Source organism: Abyssibacter sp. (assembly GCF_964229365.1).
GTDB lineage: Bacteria > Pseudomonadota > Gammaproteobacteria > Nevskiales > OUC007 > Abyssibacter.
In genome coordinates this window covers 14,785-35,590 of the sequence record NZ_CAXRDQ010000063.1, presented here as the reverse complement: position 1 = coordinate 35,590, position 20,806 = coordinate 14,785, and the positions used below count along the sequence as shown (strand labels likewise).

Sequence of the window (20,806 nt, the reverse complement as noted above, 5' to 3'; positions counted from 1 at the left end):
GCCCCGCTGCGAAACGGCATTGTAACGACATCAACAGCAATTGCTCATTCACCCCGACTGAGACTTAGGTAGCGCCGGTGCAGATCCTGAATTTCAGACTCCAGTTCCGCCAGGCCCGCATGGTTCTCGACGACGTCGTCAGCCGCCGCCAGACGATCCTGCCGTGTGATTTGTGACCGGATCATCCGCTCCGCGAGTGCCGCATCGATCTGGTCACGCGCCATCAGGCGTTGGCGCTGAATGGCTTCGTCCACGTCAATGACCAGCACGCGATCGGTCATCGTCGTCAGCCCGGATTCGACGAGCAGCGGGATGGCGAGAACGCAGTAGGCTGCGTTCTGCGATGCCCGCCATTGCTGCATGGCCTGTCGGACCGCGGGATGGACAATCGCCTCCAGCGCCTGCCTTTGGGACGCGTTGTTGAAGACCATGCGTCGCAGGCCGGCACGGTCCAGCGCGCCATCCGGGGTCAGTATCTCCTGTCCGAAGGTTTGCACGATGCGTTCCAGGGCAGGGGTGCCGGGCGCCACCACGTCTCGCGCGGTTTGATCGGCGTCGAGTACGGGGATACCCAGCGACTCGAACACGCGGCTGGCCGCGGATTTCCCGCTGGCAATACCGCCGGTCAGCCCGACTGTCCAGATCAAGGCGCTACAGTCCGGCGAATGAAAAATAGCCCTGAATGATGGCGTCGCCCCAGAGCATGGCGATCCAACCCGCCGCAGCAATGTATGGGCCGAAGGGCATGGGCTGGTCGCGGCGCAGAGCGCCACTGGCGATCAGTCCGCCGCCGACGAGGGCGCCGACCACGGATGACAGCAAGATGATGAGAGGGAGCGCTTGCCAACCTAGCCAGGCACCGAACACGGCAAGCAGCTTGAAATCGCCGTACCCCATGCCTTCCTGGCCGGTGATCAGGCGAAAACCGTGAAACACCAACCATAGCGACAGATAGCCCACCGCCGCGCCGATCACCGCGTCCGCAGGGGACACCGGGCCGCCCAGCACACTGAGTAGCAGGCCGGCCCATAGCGCGGGCAGCGTGATGTTGTCCGGAAGCAACTGGTGATCAAAGTCGATGGTCGACAATGCGACCAACGCCCAGGTCAGGGCAATCGCGGCAGCGCCGAACAAACCGAACCCCAGCTGCCACGCGACCACGCCGGTCAATAGCGCGGTGATTGCTTCGACGAGCGGGTAGCGCCAGCCGATCTTGGTGCTGCACTGCCGGCATCGGCCCTTGAGCCGCAAAAAGCTGAGCACCGGGATGTTGTCGTACCAACGAATGTCGGCGCGGCAGGCCGGACAACGCGAGCCTGGAAAAACCAACGACTCTGGTTTCGATTCAGACGGTTGGTCCGGAAGTTCCAACAGAAGACGGCATTCGCGTTGCCAGCCCTGCTGCAGCATCCGCGGCAGACGGTGGATGACGACATTGAGAAAGCTGCCGACCAGCAGTCCGATCACCACGGCTGTGGCCGTCCACAGCGGCAGCGACGTCTGCAACAGTTCAATCACGTGAAAATCCGTTGGAAAAGCGTTGGGTGCGCGACTAGACGACCGAACCAAGCTTGAAGATGGGCAGGTACATCGCGACCACCAACCCGCCGACCAGCACGCCAAGCACCGCCATGATCAACGGTTCTAGCAGGCTGGAGAGGTTGTCGACGAGGTTATCGACTTCGTCCTCATAGAAGTCGGCGACCTTCGCGCACATCGAATCCAGCGCGCCGGATTCCTCACCAATCGCGACCATCTGCACTGCCATGCTGGGGAACACACCGACCTGCGCCATGCTCACCTGCAGCTGTTGCCCCGTTGCGACCTGGTCCTTCATCTGCTGCACAGCTTCTTCGTACACGATGTTGCCGGCGGCCCGGGAAACCGAATCCAGGGCGTCGACCAGCGGTACTCCGGCGGCGAACATGGTCGACAGTGTGCGCGCGAATCGGGCAGTTGCTGACTTGTCCAGAATGTCGCCAACGACGGGTAGCCTGAGCAGGATACGGTCCTGCATTCGACGGTATCCGCGGAAGCGGCGATGGCATTGGGCATGAGCAAACCCGGCGGCGATGATGATCCCTAGAATCAGCCACCACTTCGCCTGTACGAACTCGGACAATCTGATCACGAGGTTGGTGAAGGCCGGTAGATCGGCGCCAAAGCCAACAAACAGCTCCTTGAATTGCGGGACGACGAAGTAGAGCAGGATGCCGGTGACAATGAAGGCCACGACGACGACCGCCGCCGGATATGTGAGGGCTTTCTTGACCTTCTTCTTGATTGCCTCGGTCTTCTCCTTATAGGTGGCGATCTTGTCCAGCAAGGCTTCCAGCGCGCCGGAGCGCTCGCCTGCATCGACCAGATTTACAAACAAATCGTCGAAATGTTTCGGCTGCTTGGACAGGGCCTCCGCAAAGGTCGAGCCGCCCTCGATCTCCGTTCGAATCTCGCTGATCATTCCGCCCATGGATGGGTTTTCGTGGCCTTTGCCCACAATGTCCAGTGCTTGGACAAGCGGCACGCCGGCTTGCATCATCGTCGCCATCTGGCGGGAAAAGACAGCGATATCCCCGGCCGTGATTTTCTTCTTCCGCTTGCCGAACAGATCGGATTTCTTCCGCACACTGATCGGATTAATGCCTTGCTTGCGCAGTTGCACCTTGACCAGCGAGTCGTTGAACGACTGCATCTGGCCCTTGACCCGTGAGCCTTCACGGTTGGTGCCCTGCCAGAGAAAGGTGGCTTCTTTAACGGCCGCTTTTGCCATGGTCTAGATTCTTGTGGTGGGTTCTAGTCGACCGTCACACGGTTGACTTCGACCAGACTCGTCACGCCCTGCAGAACCTTTTGCAGGGCGGAACGACGGAGGTCTTGAATGCCTTGCTGCTTCGCCAGCTGGGCCAGTTCCATGGCGTTGGAGCCTTCCATGATGGCGCGCCCCATGTCCTCGTTAACCGGCATTACCTGGTAAATGCCGACCCGGCCCTTGTACCCGGTGCCGCTGCAGGTGTCGCAACCCTTGGCGTCGTAAAGCGTCAGATTTTCCAGATCGTCTTCCACAAACCCTTCCTTGAGCAGTTCTTCGCGTGGAATGTCGATCGGCTGTTTGCACTGCTTGCACAGGCGGCGTGCAAGCCGCTGGGCGATGATCAGCGAAACGGAGGACGCGATGTTGTAGGCCGGAACCCCCATGTTGAGCATGCGGGTCAAGGTCTGGGGTGCGTCGTTCGTATGCAGTGTTGACAGCACCAGATGGCCCGTCTGTGCCGCCTTGATCGCGATTTCCGCAGTTTCGAGGTCGCGTATCTCACCGACCATGATGATGTCGGGGTCTTGACGCAGAAAAGCCTTCAGGGCCGAGGCGAAGGTGAGTCCGACCTTGGGGTTGACGTTCACCTGGTTGACGCCGGGGAGATTAATTTCCGCGGGGTCTTCTGCGGTGGAGATATTCCGGTCCGCCGTATTGAGGATGTTCAAGCCGGTGTAAAGCGAGACGGTCTTGCCGCTGCCCGTCGGCCCGGTGACCAGAATCATTCCGTAGGGTTTGTTCAGGAACTTCTGGTAAAGCTCCTTCTGCTCCGGCTCGTAACCCAGCGCGTCGATACCGAGCTGGGCGCTGGTGGGGTCGAGAATACGCAGCACGATCTTTTCGCCGAACAGTGTTGGGCAGGTGTTCACGCGAAAGTCGATGGCTTTGGTCTTCGACAGGTTCAGCTTGATGCGGCCGTCCTGCGGGACCCGCCGCTCGGCCAGGTCCATCCTCGACATCACCTTCAGGCGAGCCGCCAGTCGCATTCCCATCTGCACAGGGGGCGTTGCAACCTCCTGGAGAATGCCGTCCTGGCGATAGCGAATCCGGTACTTCTTTTCGTACGGTTCGAAATGCACATCAGAGGCGCCGCGATTGATCGCATCGAGCAGGATCTTGTTGACGAAGCGCACGACCGGCGCGGACTCGGTGTCCGCACGTGTGATGTCGTCGGCTTCCTTGGAGTCTTCGCCATCGTCGAGGTCGATGTTCTCAAGGTCTTCGTCGCCGACATCCAGCGACGCCGCTTCGATGGCGCTGAGGGCGGAGTCGATGAAATTGCCGAGCTTGTCGTCCTCGACCAGCACCGGCTCGGTAGCCAGCCCCGTATTGAACTTGATCTCGTCCAGACCCTGCAGGTTGGTCGGGTCCGAGGTCGCGACGTACAAGCGCTTGCCACGTTTGAACAGCGGCAGGGCACGATGCTTGCGGATCAGCGATTCGCTGACATCACTGATCGGCGCGTATTCCATGTTCATCGCATTGAGATCGAGCAACGACAGGCCGAACTCACGGCTTGCGGCCATGCCGACATCCAGCGCGGAAGCCATGTTTTGTGTGACCACCCAATGCACCAGCGCCACACGCTCTTTGGCCGCTCGCGCCTGCGCATCGCGCGCTACGGATTCCGACAGCAGCCCTTCATTGATCAGTCGGCGCGCTAGACCGCCGATATATCCGATTTGGATGGTCTGATCTCCAGCTGTCACCTTGTCCTCCCAAGCCGGCGCAGTGCCGTGTCTGGCGATGTTAGATCATGGGCACGCCCAGACCAAATGAATCCGAAGACTCCATCATCGGGCTTGATCGGTTATCCACTAACCCGCAAAGCCGACGAGCGGTTAGCCAATCGCGTCCGGGTTTTGGTTTTCTCTACGTAATTCCTGGGTGAGCACCACAGGCTCATCCATTGAAACCGAATGAGGGAAAACCAATGAAATCTATCGTTTTTCTGATCACTGTTCTCTATTCAGCCCTGAGCTTCGCCGGACCGGTGAACATCAATACTGCGGACGCCGCGACACTGGCGAAGGAATTGGATGGTGTAGGTCCGGTGACCGCGCAGCGGATTGTCCAGCATCGCAAGGACCACGGGGCGTTCAAGTCGGCGGATGAACTCAAGACCGTGAAGGGGATTGGCGACAAGACCTACGCGAAGAATGTCGACAACATTCTGCTGAAGTGAGTCGGGCTGGACAGAGGGCGGGCCGGCCGTCCTCTGTCCATTGGGTCTGCGATGCATGGTCTATGGTCGAAGCGGTCGGCACGTCGCCTGACGGCGGATGTGCCCGCCGGTTGATAGCGTCAGTCGTCCCGTGTCGCCGTCGATGGCCTGGCCTGCGCTCAGCTCGGGCAATTGTGTGGCGACCGAGAATGCATCGCGCCCCAAGGCGTTGAATTGGGCGAATGGTCCGCCGTCGCCGCGTCCGTCCCGAGGCCCGCATAGCAGCACGCCGCGCAAATCGTTCAGCGCCTCCTGATTGCGGCGGGCATCCAGCGCGGCATCCGGTGCGTAAACCGGTAAATCGACCGCATGGTGAAAGCGCAACAGCGGCACTAGCAGTCGTGCGTCGCGTGACTTTGCGGCCAGAAACAGTGCATCGACTCGTCGCGAGCCGGCGAGTCGCCCCCTGCGCGTGTCCTGCCATAGGGGGGCTGGGGACTCCGGCCGCAACAGGTACTGTACGGCGGCCTGCAGATCCTGACTGCTCGCGGGAAAGCTTGCTTGTTCGACGATTTCGCCTCCCTGGGCCTCGTAGGTCTCGAGAAAGCCGAGGCCCACGCGGCGCCCCCAATCATCATCGGCGAACAAGATCGCAGCGCGGCGATAGCCGGCGCGCAGCGCGTGCGCCGCTGCGGCCGCTGCATCGTCTTCCGGTGCGAGCCCGAATTGCCACAGATTGGCCGCGCCCCATGCACTACGGGGGCCATAGTTCAGGGCGAGGGTGGGAACGGACAGACGCCCCTGCCGCGACAAGGCCTCGACACTAGACTTGTCCAGCGGGCCGATGATCAGATCCGGCGCATGGCGTGCTGCCGCCTGATAGGCCGCGAGGCTGTCGGAGGCCGCGCTGTCGAACAGCTGCACGCCGAGGTTCGGCTGGCGGCTGGCCGCGTCGAGAAGACCGTCGACCAGCGCTTGGCCGGCATCGCCCAGTGGCCCAGACGTCGGCACGACAACTGCGACGCGCCTGGGGCGCACGGCCCGGCTCGGGCCGGCATATGGCTGGACCGTTCGCGTTGGCAAATCGACTTGCAGTGTGCGGAGTACCGAGTCACGCGCGGGATGATCGGAGTAGCGATGCGCCCAGGCTTCCAGCGCATGGCTCAACTCCCACTGTGACGCCACCGACGCCCGATGCGTACGCGCCAACTCCCACCAACCCTGGGCGGTCCACGGCGCCGCCGCCGGAGGCGTGGTCAACGCCGTGCTGGGGAGGCGTTGCAGCAAGCGCCAGATCTGGTGTTGGTTATGGTCTCGTTGATCGATGCGACGCAACGCCTGATCGGCCCAAAGGCGTTCGACAATGGCAGCCGTGACCTGGCCGCGGTTCTCGAGTGTCCGGGCGCTGGCGAGACGGTAGGCGGCATTGTCGCCCTGCGCCGTGGCCTGAACAGCGGCGGCCCCTGCCAAGACCAGCAGGCAGGCCGCCGCGACACGGGTGGCCCGGCTAGAACATCTCCGACTGATCCGCTTGCTCCGTGGGTGCATGCCGCGAAGGGATGTGGTCGCCCGTGATCATTTCGCTATAGCTCATGCCTGGGCCGACCATCGGGTAAACGCCGGCTTCCGGATCGATGATGACCTCAAGAAACGCCGGTCCATCGAACTCGACAAACGATTTCACGACGGCGTCGATGTCCTCGACGGCGTCCAGCCGGCGCGCCCATGGGAAGCCATCGGCCTCGGCCGCCTTGACGAAGTCTTTTTTGTGCAGCGACTTGTCGGAGAACGCGAAACGCCCCTTGAAGAAGAGCTTCTGCCACTGCTTGACCATGCCGTCGCCGAAGTTGTTCAGCACGACGATTTTCACCGGCAGATCGTAGGTGGTCACGGTCTCCAGTTCGCCGAGATTCATCCGAATGCTCGCGTCGCCGTCAATGTCGATCACGAGCTTGTTGGGTTGGGCGAACTGTGCACCGATCGCGGCGGGCAGCCCAAATCCCATGGTGCCCATCGAGCCGGATGTGAGCCATAGCCGAGGCTCGCGAAAGTCGAAATACTGCGCTGCCCACATCTGATGCTGGCCCACGCCAGTGGCGATTACGGCGTCACCGCCGGTGAGCCGGTTGATCGCCTCGAGCACGGCATAGGGCTGAATCTGCGTGCTGTCGCGGTCGTAGTTCATGGCATAGGTGGTCTTCAGGCCGGCGACGTGTGCCTGCCAGTCACTGAAGTCGGTTTGCACTTGCTGTGCGCATCCAAACTCCAGCAGCGCCTGTAAGGCCGGTAGCAGTCGGCCGACGTGATGCCAGTGCACGGGCTTGACCTTGCCAATCTCGGATGCATCGATGTCGAAGTGGGCGATGTGCTTCGCGTTTGGCGCGAACCGGTCGGGTACGCCGGCCACGCGGTCGTCAAAGCGTGCACCCAGCGTGATCAGAAAATCGCAATCATCCACCGCGTAATTTGCGTAGGCCGTGCCGTGCATGCCAAGCATGTGCAGGGACTTGGGCTGCGTCGTGTCGTAGGCGCCCAGGCCCATTAATGTGGTCACGACTGGAATGCCGTAGCGGTCGGCAAATTCGCGCATCACCGGCGCGGCGTCGCTGGAGACCACGCCGCCACCGGCATAGATCAACGGCCGTTCGGCCTGTGCCAGCAACGCGTAGAACTCCTCGCAGCGGCGTTCGGACAGCGCTGCCGTTTCCAGCGCGCGGATGCGTTGCCGATACCCGGGGATGGGTAGCTCGCCCGCGCCGCGGTACGGGCCGGTCCAGTTCTGGACATCCTTGGGTACGTCGATCACGACCGGGCCGGGCCGGCCGGTGCTGGCGATCGCAAACGCGGTACGCACGGTTGCTTCGAGCCGCTCCGGTTCCGTCACCAGAAACACGTGTTTGGCACAGTTGCCCATGATGTTGGTGACAGGCGCTTCCTGAAACCCATCGGTACCGATGGCCGCGGTAGGCACCTGGCCACAGATCACGACGATCGGGATCGAGTCCGCCATGCAATCGCGCACAGGGGTGACGCAGTTGGTCGCGCCGGGCCCGGACGTCACCATCGCCACACCCACCTTGCCGGAGGCGCGGGCATAGCCGGCGGCCATGAAGCCGGCCCCCTGCTCATTGGCGGGAACGATTAGTGGCATGCTGTCGCTGTGTGCCTCGTTGTAACGAAACACGGCGTCGTAGGTCGGCAAGATGGCGCCACCCGAGTAGCCGAAAATGACGTCGACGCCCTGCTCGGCCAGGACACGGACAATCATGTCCGACCCGGATAGGGTTTCGGGTTCGCGTCGCAGTTCGGTGTCGGCAGGGGTCACGGTGGCGCTCATCATCGGGTCGGTGCGTTCCTAAGTGGAACCGCTCAGTTTATCGGACGCTAAGTTGCGGTGCAGCATTCTTGTGCCGGATCTGCTTGATTTTCCCGGACGGCCTGATTACCGTGCGCGACTCTTTAAAATCGGGCCGTCGCCTTGCGACACATCATTTCGATCCTGCTGCAGAACGAATCCGGGGCGCTCGCGCGCGTCGCTGGCCTGTTTTCGTCGCGTGGTTACAACATCGAATCACTGTCGGTCGCAGCGACCGATGATCCTGCGGTGTCGCGGCTGACGCTGGTCACCACGGGTACCGATCAGGTCATTAACCAGATCAACAAGCAGATCTCGAAACTGATCGATGTGGTGGACCGAGTCGAGCTGACCCGGCGCGGCCATGTCGAGCGCGAGCTGTTGCTGGTCAAGGTGCGCTACGTCGTCACATCCAAGGACCGCATGACCGAATTGCTGGAGCGGTACCGAGCCGAGGTCGTCGATCAGGCGGACGGTTTGCGCGTTATCGAGATGACCGGATCCGGCATGGATGTCGACGACTTCCTGCGCGAGTTGCGTGAGTTCGTGGAAATTCACGAAGTCGTCCGCAGCGGCGTGGCGGCGATTGCCAGCGGCGATCAGATTCTGGCGCTCCGGCACACTGCCTGAGCCCCTTCCCTTCAAGAAACACCGGAGAGACCTCGTGGCATTGAATGTCTACTACGACAAGGACGCTGACCTGTCCCTTATCCAGGGCAAGCAGGTGGCGATTCTGGGGTATGGCTCGCAAGGCCATGCGCATGCGTTGAACCTGCACGACAGCGGCGTGAGCGTCACCGTCGGCCTGCGCGAGGGCTCCGGCTCTTGGAAGAAGGCGGAAGCGGCCGGACTGACCGTCAAGGCGCCGGTGGATGCGGTGCAGGGCGCCGACGTGATCATGCTGTTGGTCCCCGACGAGCACCAGCAGGCACTTTACGAGGCGGTGGTCGACAACATCAAAGACGGCGCTGCGCTGGCGTTTGCCCACGGTTTCAACATCCATTTCGGGCTGATCGAGCCGCGTTCTGATCTCGACGTGATCATGATTGCGCCGAAGGGTCCTGGTCACACCGTACGGTCGCATTACGCCAACGGTGGCGGCGTGCCCTGCCTGATCTGTGTGCAGCAGGATGCCACCGGCACGGCCAAAGACGTTGCGCTGGCCTATGCCTCCGCAATCGGCGGCGGTCGCTCGGGCATCATCGAGACGACCTTCCGTGAAGAGACCGAAACCGACCTGTTCGGCGAGCAGGCCGTGCTTTGCGGTGGAGCCTCGGCACTGGTCGAAGCTGGTTTCGAGACACTGGTCGAGGCGGGTTACGAGCCCGAAATGGCTTACTTCGAGTGCCTGCACGAATTGAAACTGATCGTCGATCTTATGTACGAAGGCGGCATCGCCAACATGCGCTACTCGATCTCCAACACGGCCGAGTACGGCGATATCACGCGCGGCCCGCGTGTCATCACCGACGAAACCAAAGCCGAGATGCGCAAGATTCTGTCGGAGATCCAGAAGGGCGAGTTTGCACGCGAATTCATTAACGAAACTCGCAACGGCAGCACGGTGCTCAAGGCGACTGCGCGGCGCAGTGCCGAGCATCCGATCGAAGCGGTCGGGGCGAAACTGCGTGGCATGATGCCGTGGATTGCGGCCAACCAGTTGGTCGACAAGACCAAGAACTAGAGTCTGACGCACCGGCGGGTCTTCCCGCCGGTGTTGTTTTCTCTTGTCGCCATGCGCGTCCGCACCTTTCTCCATATCCCTCATGAAGGCTGGCTTATCGTCGCCGGCCTCGTGCTGTGCGTATGGCTGGCGGTGCACGAACAGCATTGGCTGATCGGTGCCAGCCTGTCGGCAGTCATTCTGTTCGGGCTGGGTTATTTTTATGACTCCGACCGCATTCTGTGTTCCGTGCCCCTGGCGGTCGTGGCGCCAGTGGACGGTACGGTCACGTCCGTTGAACTGGTCCGCGACGAGTTTCTGGATCGCAACGCATTGCGCTTTCGGATCAAGCCAGCGGCGCTGGGCGCTTACAGCCTGCGTGCGCCGATCGAGGGCAAGCTGCGCGAACCACGGTCTGAACACGTCGATACCAGCACGCATGTCTCATGGATTCAGTCGGACGAGGGCGACGACGTGCTGATTGCCGCCGGACGCGGCGGGCTGCTGGGGCAACGTCCTTGCCTGGTGCCGGTCGGTGAGCGCGTGGGTCACGGCCGTCGCTGTGGTTTGCGCAGACTGGCCCGTTCCATCGATGTCTACATCGACGAGTCTTCACGCGCCAAGGTCTGTCCGGGTCAGTCGGTTCGCGCTGGGACCGATGTGTTGGCGATACTCAAGCGCAAGCCAGCCGAAGAGGAGGCCATCGCATGAGCGCAACCGGCGAATCCGCAGACACCGAGCCCAGCCCGCCGCGCCGCCGCGGCATCTACCTGCTGCCGAACCTGTTCACCACGGCGACCCTGTTCGGTGGCTTCTACGCCATCGTTGCCTCGTTGCGGGGCGAATTCGTGCCGGCCGCGATGGCGATCTTCGCCGCGATGGTCGCCGACACGCTTGATGGGCGGGTGGCACGGCTAACCAACACACAGACGGATTTCGGCAAGGAATACGATTCGCTGTCGGACATGGTCACCTTCGGGCTGGCCTCCGGCGTAGTGATCTACATCTACACCTTGCACTCGTTGGCAGGGGCGATCCCCTATGGCGGCAAGCTGGCCTGGCTGGGTGCATTCGTCTACACCGCCTGCGCCGCGTTAAGGCTGGCACGCTTCAACGTGTCGGCGCATCTGTCCGGGGGCAAGGGGTATTTCTTCGGACTGCCGAGTCCATCCGCAGCCGGTGTCACCGCCGGTTTTGTCTGGGTTTGCGCCGAAATGGGTATCTCTGGCGAGTCCCCATTTGTCGCGATCACCGCCTTCGTGCTGACGATCATGGCCGCGCTGCTGATGATCAGCAACGTGCGTTACTACAGCTTCAAAGACCTGAACCTGAAGGAGCGCGTGCCGTTTATCTATATCGTGGCGATTGTCGGGTTGTTCGTGCTCGTCTCCTTCGACCCGCCCAAGGTCGCGTTCTCTGTGTTCCTGGTGTACATGGTCTCCGGTCCGGTCATCACCTTGCTGCGGCGTCGCCGCAAGCGGCACAGTGTTGAAGCGGGGTCGTCGCCGGCCGATGATCCCCAGTGAGACTTGATCCTCGCTGCCGTGCCGTTATAGTCGCTTCTATGAAGCCAAGCATCCTGCAACTTGATGCGCTCAGTGCGCGCCGTTCGGCGACCGCACGGCTTCTGCTTGCGCTCCGACTTCTGCCCTCGGGCAGATAACGACGATGCGGACGGCGGCCGCACACCCGCCAAACACCCAGAACGTACCTGCCGCAGCCGGCGTCACTTGGACCCGTCGCGGCGGGCGGCGCATCATGCAGCGCAACAGGGCGACAGCCTTGCTCCCGAATTGAGGAGGTCATCATGACGATGATTTCAGACCCGCAGACCAAATACAGACCGTTTCCAGCCGTCGGCCTGAGCGACCGAACCTGGCCAGATCAGATCATTTCTGCACCGCCGACCTGGTGTAGCGTGGATTTGCGTGACGGCAACCAGGCTCTGATCGAACCGATGAATCCCGAGCGCAAGCTCGAAATGTTCGAGTTGCTGGTGTCGATTGGCTTCAAGCAGATCGAGGTCGGGTTTCCTTCCGCATCGCAGGCGGACTTCGATTTCGTCCGCGAACTGATCGAGCAGAACCGGATACCCGAGGACGTCACCATTCAGGTGCTGACGCAATCGCGTGAACCGCTGATCCGGCGCACGTTCGAGGCTCTGGAAGGGGCGCCGCGTGCCATTGTTCATTTCTACAACGCGACCGCGCCGGTCATGCGCCGCGTGGTGTTCAACATGGACTGCGCAGAGGTGATCGATCTGGCCGTGACCCACGCTCGGCTGATTCGCGAACTCGCCGAGGCGCGACCTGACACCGAGTGGACCTACCAGTACTCGCCGGAAATGTACTCCGGCACCGAACTGGAGTTTTCACGCGACATCATTGATGCGGTGGTCGAGACATTGGGTTCTACACCAGCGCACAAGTGCATTGTCAATCTGCCGTCCACGGTGGAGCGGTCCACGCCGAATATCTTCGCGGACATGATCGAGTGGACATCGCGGCATTTGCAGCGCCGCGATTCAGTGATCCTGTCGGTGCATCCGCACAACGACCGCGGCACTGGCACAGCCGCCGCCGAATTCGCGATGATGGCGGGCATCGAGCGGGTTGAAGGTTGCCTGTTCGGCAACGGCGAGCGCACCGGCAACGTCGACATCGTGAACCTGGCGCTGAATCTCTACACCGACGGCGTGCATCCCGGGCTGAATTTTTCGGACATCGATTCCATTCGCAACCGCGTGGAGTACTGCAACCAGCTGCCGGTACACCCGCGCCATCCCTATGTTGGCGAGCTGGTCTATACCTCGTTCTCTGGCTCGCACCAGGATGCAATCAAGAAAGCGTTCTCCGCGCGGCAGCCGGACGAGCTGTGGGACATGCCCTACCTGCCGATTGATCCGATGGATGTGGGGCGTTCCTACGAAGCGGTGATTCGCGTCAATTCGCAGTCGGGCAAGGGGGGCGTCGCCTACCTGCTGGAGCGCGAACACGGCCTGGATCTCCCGCGGCGGCTGCAGATCGAGTTCAGCGGTGTCGTGCAGACGGTGACCGACGCGACCGGGCAGGAAGTCACGGCAGCCGAGCTCTGGGAGATCTTCGACGGCGAATACTTGGGCGAGCAGGGGGCCTACAGCTATGTCTCGCACCATCTGGTCGAAGAATCGTCATCCGGCCACGTCGATCTGCGTGTGCAGGTGAATATCAACGGCCAGACCAGAGCGCTGGCGGCTACGGGACGAGGACCCATCGAAGCCTTTGTCAGCGCCTTGTCGGATGAGCTGGGCGAGCCGGTGACCGTGGTCGACTACCACGAGCACGCCATTGGCGGTGGTGCCGATGCACGTGCTGCGACCTACATCGAAATGAAGCTCGGAAACGGCAAGGCCTTGTTCGGCGTGGGCATCAACGGGAACATCGTCACCGCATCGCTTACGGCGATTCTGTCCGGCGTGAACCGGGCCTTGCAGGCGCGGCGCGCCGATCGTTCGGCGGCCTGAGCGCGCGCATGGATCCCGCTCGGCGATCGGAATACCTCAGTCTAATGGGGCTCACCGAGTGGGTCCGCCGTGATCATCAGGCGCCGATTGAATCGCCATCGGCCGAGTTGCCACGGACCGAATCACCCCCAGTCGAATCACCATCGGAGGCGGCACCGTCGCCTCCGGCTGGTGATGACGCAGTCCTCGCAGACACCCCATCCGCGGTGGCGTCGGCCGTCGTCGCCGCGGATCCCGTGCCGGTGCCTGAGGCCGCGCCGCCTCCCCGCGAGGACAGGGAACCGATCGCGACGCAGTGGGAACCCTTGCGCGAACAGGTCGCGCGCTGCACCGCCTGCGCCCTGCACGAGACGCGCACGCAAACCGTCTTCGGCGTCGGCGTGCAGCGAGCTGATCTGATGCTGGTCGGCGAGGGTCCGGGCGAGCAGGAGGACCAGCGTGGCGAACCCTTTGTTGGCGCCGCGGGCCAGCTGCTGGATCGCATGCTCGCCGCCATCGGCCACTCCAGGCAGGCGACGGTCTATATCGCCAATGTTGTCAAATGTCGGCCGCCGGGCAACCGCAAGCCGCATGCAGTCGAGGCCGAAGCCTGTCGCGGCTACCTTGAGGCGCAGATTGCCCTGATCCAGCCCAAACTCATCGTGGCCCTGGGTCAGGTCGCGGCATCGGGCCTGCTCGGCGAGGACGGCCCGGTGGGACGCATGCGGCAAGGCTCGCACGTCCACGGCGCCAGCGGCACGCCAGTGATCGTGACCTACCACCCCGCCTACTATCTGCGTCAGCCGCGGGAGAAGCGCAAGGGTTGGGAGGATCTCAAGCGTATTCGCGCCCTGCTCGCGGAGCTTGCGTGAACGCCGTTGCGGTAGATGCCAGGTGGCAGATTCGCCCCATGCATCCCAGTGACATTCCGCGCGTGGCCGCCATTGATCAGGCTGCCTACGAGTTCCCATGGACAGCCGGTATCTTCGACGATTGTCTGCGCGTCGGTTACAGCAGTTGGGTCGCGGTCAGCTTGGCTGGCCGCATCGACGGCTACGCCATGATGTCCATGGCTGCAGGGGAAGGACACATCCTCAATGTCTGTGTCGACCCGTTGATGCAGCGTGCGGGCTGTGGGCGGCAGCTCGTTGCGCATCTGCTGGAGATCGCGGCGACGGCGGAATTATCGATTGTGTATCTGGAAGTGCGGCCGACCAATGCCGCTGCGCTGGCTCTCTACCAACAATTCGGTTTCTCCGAAATCGGCCGGCGGCCGAATTACTACCCGGCCGCCGACGGACGCGAGGACGCGGTGATGCTCGCCTGGGAGCCTACTGCGTAATCGCGTCACCGCTGGCGGATGAGTTGATCCGCAGATGCACCAATCCGGCATCGTCCAGACGCCCCTGCCGGATGGCCACGGCCAGTCGCGTTGCCTGATCCCGTGCCTGCTGGAACACATACGGGCTGACCTGCCCCTGGAGCACGGTGACCACATCGTCGCCAGGAGCGCAGGCGTCCCAGATGCATCGAATCTGCGTAATCTCTCCCTGGTCGCTGCAATCCACGCCCAGCTGGCAGGCAGCGAGCGCCCATGCGGTTTCGTTGATGGCGGAGGCCGTGGGCTCGGCCTCCTGTGTGTCCAGGCGCAGCAATCTTGGCGCCAGCAACAAGGCGTCTGGTTGCCCCGACTCGACCAGGCTCGCGACGCGGGGCAGGCTCGACGGGCCGAGATCCGCATCAAGGCGTCGGTCGACCCAGGCGCGCAGCTGAGCGGCAGGATGCCCGGCTTCGGCTGCCAGGGTCTGCCAGATTTCGGCGTTCTCCAACTGGTCTGGGTGCTCGACAAACCCGCGGCATCGATCGAACTGTCTGCGGTGGTAACGCGCGGCCTGCGGTGGCATGGCGGCCGTGACGACATCGATGCTCTGACGCGCGCTGTCCAGGGTTGCGGCGGTTCCGTACTTCACGGCCAGTAGCTCGCAGGCGTCGTAGATCTGCCCTAGCGTCCACATAGATGCCGCATCACCGGCCGCCGCGTTCTCGTGGATGGATTGCGCCAGCGCAAACAAATCCTCGCTGGCTTGCCGACGCTGGTAAAGCGGCCAGGCCTGAGCGTGCGAGGGTGTCCTGTCGGGTTCGGTCGCGACGTCTGCCCCGTCCGGCTCCGGGCCGGGTGGGGCCGCTTGCTGAGACCGCGCCTGGTCACTGCCGGCGCGCAGCGCGGGGCTGACCGCGACCGCGCTGTCTGGTTCATCGCGCTCGGGTAGCGTCCATAGCATTGCCGCGGTGATCGCCAATGCCGCCAATCCAGCCGCAGGCAGGCTCGGTTTCAAGAGGTCTTGTGCTGGTCCAGACCGGCGCGACGGTCCAGTTCGCGCTGGTCTTCGCGGGCCCGGACGGTCATGCGGATTTGCTCGATGTTCTCCTTGAGGATATCCGCGACCAACCGGTCGGTGTGCTCGTTTTGCAGGAATTCGATGATCACGCGCTGGGTGACCTGCGTACTGGTCGAGACGATGCCGTCGAAGAATGGCAGGCGCCGTAGCCGGCCAAGGCTGGGGTCTGCGTACAACGATTCACGGACGGCGCGTTCGATATCGTCCGTGTGCTTTTCCAGGGCGCGCGCGACATTGCGGGTGTACGTGCCCTTGTCGAGCACACCAGAAACCTCATCGAGCACATAAACCGTCACCGCGCCGCCGATCAGGTTCACGATCGCCTGTCGGAACCGGTTGAGCAGGTTATGCGTAAAGGTTTCGCCGAAAGCGCGGTCGGCCGCCATGCCGAAGCGGGACAGCAGAATGATGATGCGGATGACGCGAAACAGGCGAAACCCGCGTATCGCCGGGTGCGAAACCGGAATCATCCCGAGGATCTCGTACCAGTTCACGATGATGAAGCGGCGACTGAAGCCGTAGGCGCGCCATCGCCAGATGAACTCCGCGGCGAATACGGCGCAAATCGTGACATCGGCCGCGATGATCATCTCGCGGGTTGCTTCGCTGGTCTCCCACCACGTCTCGTAGGCCAGTAGCCCGATCGACACCACGGCGAGCAACAGCATCAGCCAGTCGATCAGGCTGATGCGGTGGTCCGGATCCTTGGCCGATGAAAATGCCATCGTTGCGGGCGGCGGGCCTAGTAGCCGGCCGCTTGGCCGTCCTTCCGGGATTCCGATGCGCCGAAATAAACCCCGGACTCGGGGTCGCGCAGGATCGCCTGGTAACCGCCATAGGGCCCGCGCGCCGAACCGATGCGATGCCCGCGTCCCATCAAGGCGCGCACGGTGGAATAGTCAAAGCCCGATTCCAGATAAAGCTGGCCACCGTCGGACATCACCGGCCCGGTCGGGCTGGAGCTACCCTCGTGGTAGATGCGCGGAGCGTCGCCGGCTTCCTGCAGGTTCATGCCGAAATCGATCAGGTTGGTCACGATCTGAACGTGGCCTTGCGGTTGCATTGCGCCGCCCATCAGCCCGAAGCTGACCCAAGGCGCGCCGTCATGGGTGATGAACGCCGGGATGATCGTATGAAATGGCCGCTTGCCGGGCTCGAAACGATTGGCGTGCGTGGGGTCGAGCGCGAACAGTTCACCCCGATTCTGGAGGATGAACCCCAGGCCAGGTGGCGTCATGCCGCTGCCCATCCCGCGGTAGTTGGACTGAATCAGCGAGACCATGTTGCCGGCTTCGTCCGCGACCGTCAGGTAGATGGTGTCTCCGGACTGCAGGCTGGCCGGGTCGGGGTAGGCCTTGGCCGCCTTGCCCTTGTCGATGCGGGCGCGTTGCTCCGCCGCATACGACTTGCTCAGCAAACGCTCCAGCGGAATGTCGGCGAAATCAGGGTCGGTGTAGTACCGCGCACGATCCTCAAAGGCGAGTTTCTTGGCCTCGGTGAACCAGTGCAGGTGGTCGGGGCTGCCGAAACCCGCAGCCGCCAGATCGAAACCTTCGAGAATGTTGAGCATTTGCAGCGCGGCGACGCCCTGGGTATTCGGCGGCAGCTCCCACACCCGGTAACCGCGGTAGTCGGTGGACACCGGCTCCACCCATTCGGATGTGTGCGCGGCCAGATCGGCCTCGCTAAGAAAACCGCCCTGTGCCTGGACGTAATCTGCGATGGTCTTGGCGACGGCACCCTCGTAGAAAGCATCGCGGCCGCCGCCGACGATTCGCGCCAGCGTGTTGGCGAGAAAGGGGTTTCGCCATATCTCACCCTTGCGTGGGGCGCGGCCGTCCACGGTGAACTGTTTGGTGAATCCGGGGAACTGCGATAGCCGCGGCACCGAGCGGTCCCAGTAATACGCGATCAGTTCGGTCACCGGGAATCCCTCGCGTGCGTAGCGAATGGCGGGGTCCAGCAACTCGGCCATGGGACGCGAGCCGAAGCGTGCATGCAATTCGAACCAGCCATCGACGCAGCCGGGCACTGAAACCGGCAGCGGCCCATAGGACGGTATCGTCTCGTAACCTTGATCGGCGAACCATTGCAAGGAGAGTGATCGTGGTGACCGGCCGCTGGCATTCAATCCGTACAAGGCCTGCGATTCGGCATCCCAAACGATGGCGAACAAATCGCCGCCGATGCCGTTGCCGACCGGTTCCATCAGCCCCTGGGCGGCGTTGGCGGCGATGGCGGCATCAACGGCGTTGCCGCCCGCCTTGAGCACGTCCAGGGCAATCTGGGTGACCAGCGGCTGGCTGGTTGCCGCCATGCCGTGACGGGCGATGACCTCGGATCGAGTCGCGAAGGCTTGGCCGGTCACGCGGTCACCGCCAGATACGGGAAGGCTGGTCATGATTAGGCAGCAAGCACTCAGGAGTAGGATGATTCGCATCAGCGCAGGCTAGACGGTTCGTCAGCGACCGTGCAACGATGACTTGGAAAAGGGGTGAGTGGGGAACCGGCTCGAAACCTCGGCAAGGAACGATGACTGACCCGAACTCGCTGACCCCGGCCTCAGGGCCTGACTTCCGGACTGAGCTTCCGGAATCACTGCTACTCGCTCAAATGGAGCGCGGTTTCGGCGACTTGCAGTTCGTCCCCGCATTGGAAAAGCCGTTCCGCCGCTATTTGCAGACGTATCTGGTCAACCACCTGCGTCTGGCTTGTGTCGCCGGGTTGATTCTGATCGCCGCGGCGCAGTTGCTCAGCAGCTTTGTCCTGCACCCTCCGGCCACGGCGTTGCGCTGGCAGGCGGTGCTGTTATGCGGGGCGCTGGCGCCGATTCTGCTCAATGCGTTCTGGATGCTGTCCAATTCGCAATCCGGCCGCCGGTTGGATTTTGCCGCGTACAGCGCCGTTGGAGCGCTGGCCTTTGCGGGGCTGACCCTGCCGCTGATCTACCGGTTGCAAGGCAGCGTGTTCCCCTATCCGCTGACCGAACTCGTGGTCGTGTTAATCCCGATTCTCGCCGCCCGCCGGTTCCCGATCGCATTGCTATGCGTGTTATGCGTGCTGGGGGGCTTGATCCTGCGTGACATGCTGTTTCTGGGCATTTCGGCCGGCACCATGCTGGACGTGTTCAACATCACCGCATTTGCGGCCGTCTCACTCGCCGGCGGGTTCGTGCAGGAATGGGTGCTGCGACGGAATTTTCTGTCCGAAGGTCTGTACCTGTTGCGTTCAGTGCGAGATCCGCTGACGCAGCTACGCAATCGACGCGGTTTCGATGCCGATGCCGAGCGCATCTGGGCGACTGCGCGACGCAGCAACCTCTCGGTTGGTGTGGCCATGATCGATATCGATCACTTCAAGCGCCTCAATGACCGCTGGGGCCACGCCGCCGGTGATGCGGCGCTCAAAGAGCTCGCGCATGTGCTGCGGGCGGAAGCGGCGCGTCGGCCCATGGATTTGATTGGTCGGGTCGGTGGCGAGGAGTTCGCAGTGATCTGGTACGACCTGCCGCCGGGTTCGGCGCGCACGCAGGCCGAGCGTGTGCGGCAGGCGGTGGTTGATCGGCGGCTGGAGCATCCGACGGACCGGCAATTGTCGGTGAGTATCGGCTGTACCCAGCTCATACCGCGTGGTGGGCTGACCTTGTCTGATGCGCTGGCCGTCGCCGATTCCGCGCTTTATTCCGCCAAATCGAACGGTCGTAACTGCGTCGAATACGTCCCGCCGCCGCGCGAACTCGATTCCCAGCGCTGGAGTCAGCCGACGGCGGTCAACGACTGACGCAGCTCGGCCGGCGATAGAAACGCCGCCGGGGTTCGGCCTTCGCGTGCCTGCACCATCCGGGTGATCTGATCGTTGACGGGTGTAGCGACGTGGCATAACTCGCCCAGGCGACTGATCTCACCGTTGAGCTGATCCACCTCGGTGATCCGGCCGGCCAGCATGTCAGCCACCATCGATGGGTAGGCGTGCGGCGACGCCGTGCGGTGAAACGCCGAGGCGCGTAACGCAACTGACGGCGTGTGACGGAGCAGGCGTCGGTACACCGGGTAGGGCATTGACCCCGGCAGCCGATACGGTGCTTTGGAGGCATCCAGCACCGCGACGGCTTCGTCCAGTGTCGCGAGAAAGCAGGTCTTCAAGTCGGTGTTGTTGACGGCATCGTGGAATGTCGAGTGGGTGAGGGCGCAAAGTGCATTGGCGAGATTGATCAGCAGCTTGCCCCAGGCCGCGCCCTCGCCGCGGACGCGCCGCACGCGCAGGCCGGTGCCATCAAACAGCTCCAGCAATGCGGCATTCGCTGTCCGCATCAGCACGGTGGGTTCGGTGGTCACGCGGGCGTGCAGGGGTTGCAGGGTCTGGGCGTTGAACATCACCGTCGTCGACACCGGCTCCACGGCGGGAAACCGTTGCCGGATGCGCTGGGTCGCGCCCATGCCGTTCTGGCAGGGCAGCACCGCGCAATGCGCCGGTATGCGCTCACCGAAGGCATCGAGCACGCTACGCAGATCCGGGTGCTTGACGCAGATGAACGCCGCGTCGACCGCCTGCAGATCGATACCCGTAGTCAGGTGCGGCTTGTCCGCGATCAGCGGAGGGCCGCCGGTCACACGATCAACGCGCAGATGACGCAGGCTCTGCAGGCTGGGCACCTCGTTTTCACGGATGGCAAGCTTTACGCCATGGCCCGCGCGTACCAGATGCGTGGCCAGCACGGTTCCCACGGCGCCCGCTCCAATCACCAACACTCGCATCCGTCTATCCGGCGGCAATTCCAGCGACGAGTGTGGCGGCTTCGCGTTCATTTGGGGAGTCCCGCAAGGCAACCGGTGCGCTTTGCCGCATCGACAGCGCGGGCCGGATGCTGCGTCATTCCCCGAAAATCGGCGATGATGTAGCGTCTGGTCTGCATCGATCGCCGCGCCAAGGCGT

The 20,806-nt window shown here is 62.8% G+C and carries 19 protein-coding genes; 9 read left to right on the top strand and 10 right to left on the bottom strand.

Translation table 11 applies throughout. The features are described from left to right. Positions 1–44 precede the first annotated feature (44 nt). Genes coaE through pilB form a run of 4 tightly spaced genes read right to left on the bottom strand, consistent with a single transcriptional unit; the run spans position 45 to position 4,521 of the window. A complete protein-coding gene (gene coaE, locus ACE1EY_RS10180) occupies positions 45–647 on the bottom strand; it encodes a dephospho-CoA kinase (protein ID WP_291513404.1) in 603 nt (200 codons plus the stop codon). A 4-nt stretch (positions 648–651) separates the two neighbouring features. Further along, positions 652–1,518: an A24 family peptidase gene (locus ACE1EY_RS10175; RefSeq protein WP_370300124.1), complete on the bottom strand. Its 867-nt coding sequence runs from the start codon at positions 1,516–1,518 to the stop codon at positions 652–654. Positions 1,519–1,552: 34 nt separating this feature from the next. Then, positions 1,553–2,770 carry a type II secretion system F family protein gene (locus ACE1EY_RS10170; RefSeq protein WP_291513406.1) on the bottom strand — a complete coding sequence of 406 codons (1,218 nt, stop codon included), beginning with the start codon at positions 2,768–2,770 and terminating at the stop codon, positions 1,553–1,555. Positions 2,771–2,793: 23 nt separating this feature from the next. Continuing rightward, positions 2,794–4,521: a type IV-A pilus assembly ATPase PilB gene (gene pilB, locus ACE1EY_RS10165; RefSeq protein WP_291513407.1), complete on the bottom strand. Its 1,728-nt coding sequence runs from the start codon at positions 4,519–4,521 to the stop codon at positions 2,794–2,796. Positions 4,522–4,745: 224 nt separating this feature from the next. On the opposite strand from pilB, the gene ACE1EY_RS10160 reads away from it, so the two are divergent. Next, positions 4,746–4,997 carry a helix-hairpin-helix domain-containing protein gene (locus ACE1EY_RS10160; RefSeq protein ID WP_291513408.1) on the top strand — a complete coding sequence of 84 codons (252 nt, stop codon included), beginning with the start codon at positions 4,746–4,748 and terminating at the stop codon, positions 4,995–4,997. Positions 4,998–5,057: 60 nt separating this feature from the next. Here ACE1EY_RS10160 and ACE1EY_RS10155 read toward each other — a convergent pair whose 3' ends face one another. Next, positions 5,058–6,446, bottom strand: coding sequence for a penicillin-binding protein activator (locus ACE1EY_RS10155; protein WP_291513409.1), 1,389 nt, complete (start codon positions 6,444–6,446; stop codon positions 5,058–5,060). A gap of 37 nt (positions 6,447–6,483) precedes the next feature. Next, the gene (gene ilvB, locus ACE1EY_RS10150) at positions 6,484–8,316 is read right to left on the bottom strand and encodes a biosynthetic-type acetolactate synthase large subunit (protein ID WP_370300123.1); all 1,833 of its coding nucleotides are present in this window, start codon (positions 8,314–8,316) and stop codon (positions 6,484–6,486) included. 138 nt (positions 8,317–8,454) lie between these two features. Between ilvB and ilvN the strand changes: the two genes are divergently transcribed. The 7 genes from ilvN to rimI all read left to right on the top strand — a co-directional run bounded on the left by ilvN (position 8,455) and on the right by rimI (position 14,817). Beyond that, entirely contained in the window at positions 8,455–8,961 is a 507-nt protein-coding gene (gene ilvN, locus ACE1EY_RS10145) for an acetolactate synthase small subunit (RefSeq protein WP_291513411.1), read from the top strand. 40 nt (positions 8,962–9,001) lie between these two features. Beyond that, complete coding sequence (ilvC, locus tag ACE1EY_RS10140) at positions 9,002–10,015, top strand: ketol-acid reductoisomerase (RefSeq protein WP_291513421.1); 1,014 nt, start codon at positions 9,002–9,004, stop codon at positions 10,013–10,015. A gap of 51 nt (positions 10,016–10,066) precedes the next feature. Then, positions 10,067–10,705 carry a hypothetical protein gene (locus ACE1EY_RS10135; protein WP_370300122.1) on the top strand — a complete coding sequence of 213 codons (639 nt, stop codon included), beginning with the start codon at positions 10,067–10,069 and terminating at the stop codon, positions 10,703–10,705. Next, positions 10,702–11,520 carry a phosphatidylcholine/phosphatidylserine synthase gene (locus tag ACE1EY_RS10130; protein WP_291513413.1) on the top strand — a complete coding sequence of 273 codons (819 nt, stop codon included), beginning with the start codon at positions 10,702–10,704 and terminating at the stop codon, positions 11,518–11,520. Before ACE1EY_RS10135 ends, ACE1EY_RS10130 begins: the two co-directional genes overlap by 4 nt. Positions 11,521–11,801: 281 nt before the next feature. Continuing rightward, a complete protein-coding gene (gene leuA, locus ACE1EY_RS10125; RefSeq protein WP_370300121.1) occupies positions 11,802–13,496 on the top strand; it encodes a 2-isopropylmalate synthase in 1,695 nt (564 codons plus the stop codon). 8 nt (positions 13,497–13,504) lie between these two features. Then, complete coding sequence (locus tag ACE1EY_RS10120; protein WP_291513414.1) at positions 13,505–14,347, top strand: uracil-DNA glycosylase; 843 nt, start codon at positions 13,505–13,507, stop codon at positions 14,345–14,347. A gap of 38 nt (positions 14,348–14,385) precedes the next feature. Further along, on the top strand, positions 14,386–14,817 hold the full coding sequence (rimI, locus tag ACE1EY_RS10115) for a ribosomal protein S18-alanine N-acetyltransferase (protein ID WP_291513415.1): 432 nt from the start codon (positions 14,386–14,388) through the stop codon (positions 14,815–14,817). On the opposite strand, the gene ACE1EY_RS10110 is transcribed toward rimI, so the two are convergent. Genes ACE1EY_RS10110 through ggt form a run of 3 tightly spaced genes read right to left on the bottom strand, consistent with a single transcriptional unit; the run spans position 14,807 to position 18,275 of the window. Then, complete coding sequence (locus ACE1EY_RS10110; protein WP_370300118.1) at positions 14,807–15,811, bottom strand: hypothetical protein; 1,005 nt, start codon at positions 15,809–15,811, stop codon at positions 14,807–14,809. The genes rimI and ACE1EY_RS10110 overlap by 11 nt on opposite strands. Then, complete coding sequence (locus ACE1EY_RS10105) at positions 15,808–16,599, bottom strand: ion transporter (RefSeq protein WP_291513417.1); 792 nt, start codon at positions 16,597–16,599, stop codon at positions 15,808–15,810. The genes ACE1EY_RS10110 and ACE1EY_RS10105 overlap by 4 nt, the downstream gene beginning before the upstream one ends. A gap of 17 nt (positions 16,600–16,616) precedes the next feature. Next, positions 16,617–18,275, bottom strand: coding sequence for a gamma-glutamyltransferase (gene ggt / locus ACE1EY_RS10100; protein WP_370300117.1), 1,659 nt, complete (start codon positions 18,273–18,275; stop codon positions 16,617–16,619). Between the two features lie 131 nt (positions 18,276–18,406). Between ggt and ACE1EY_RS10095 the strand changes: the two genes are divergently transcribed. After that, complete coding sequence (locus tag ACE1EY_RS10095; RefSeq protein ID WP_370300116.1) at positions 18,407–19,654, top strand: diguanylate cyclase; 1,248 nt, start codon at positions 18,407–18,409, stop codon at positions 19,652–19,654. Here the strand turns inward: ACE1EY_RS10095 and ACE1EY_RS10090 are convergent. Continuing rightward, positions 19,630–20,628, bottom strand: a complete 999-nt coding sequence (locus tag ACE1EY_RS10090; protein WP_370300132.1) for a ketopantoate reductase family protein — start codon at positions 20,626–20,628, stop codon at positions 19,630–19,632. The genes ACE1EY_RS10095 and ACE1EY_RS10090 overlap by 25 nt on opposite strands. Positions 20,629–20,806 lie beyond the last annotated feature (178 nt).

Bases quoted from the DNA above. Each gene is read 5' to 3' on its own strand.
- ACE1EY_RS10135 (WP_370300122.1), top strand. From the start codon at position 10,067: ATGCGCGTCCGCACCTTTCTCCATATCCCTCATGAAGGCTGGCTTATC.
- ggt (WP_370300117.1), bottom strand. From the start codon at position 18,275: ATGACCAGCCTTCCCGTATCTGGCGGTGACCGCGTGACCGGCCAAGCC.
- rimI (WP_291513415.1), top strand. From the start codon at position 14,386: ATGCATCCCAGTGACATTCCGCGCGTGGCCGCCATTGATCAGGCTGCC.
- ACE1EY_RS10160 (WP_291513408.1), top strand. From the start codon at position 4,746: ATGAAATCTATCGTTTTTCTGATCACTGTTCTCTATTCAGCCCTGAGC.
- ACE1EY_RS10120 (WP_291513414.1), top strand. From the start codon at position 13,505: ATGGATCCCGCTCGGCGATCGGAATACCTCAGTCTAATGGGGCTCACC.
- ACE1EY_RS10105 (WP_291513417.1), bottom strand. From the start codon at position 16,599: ATGGCATTTTCATCGGCCAAGGATCCGGACCACCGCATCAGCCTGATC.
- leuA (WP_370300121.1), top strand. From the start codon at position 11,802: ATGACGATGATTTCAGACCCGCAGACCAAATACAGACCGTTTCCAGCC.
- ACE1EY_RS10170 (WP_291513406.1), bottom strand. From the start codon at position 2,770: ATGGCAAAAGCGGCCGTTAAAGAAGCCACCTTTCTCTGGCAGGGCACC.
- ACE1EY_RS10130 (WP_291513413.1), top strand. From the start codon at position 10,702: ATGAGCGCAACCGGCGAATCCGCAGACACCGAGCCCAGCCCGCCGCGC.
- ACE1EY_RS10090 (WP_370300132.1), bottom strand. From the start codon at position 20,628: ATGCGAGTGTTGGTGATTGGAGCGGGCGCCGTGGGAACCGTGCTGGCC.
- ACE1EY_RS10095 (WP_370300116.1), top strand. From the start codon at position 18,407: ATGACTGACCCGAACTCGCTGACCCCGGCCTCAGGGCCTGACTTCCGG.
- ilvB (WP_370300123.1), bottom strand. From the start codon at position 8,316: ATGATGAGCGCCACCGTGACCCCTGCCGACACCGAACTGCGACGCGAA.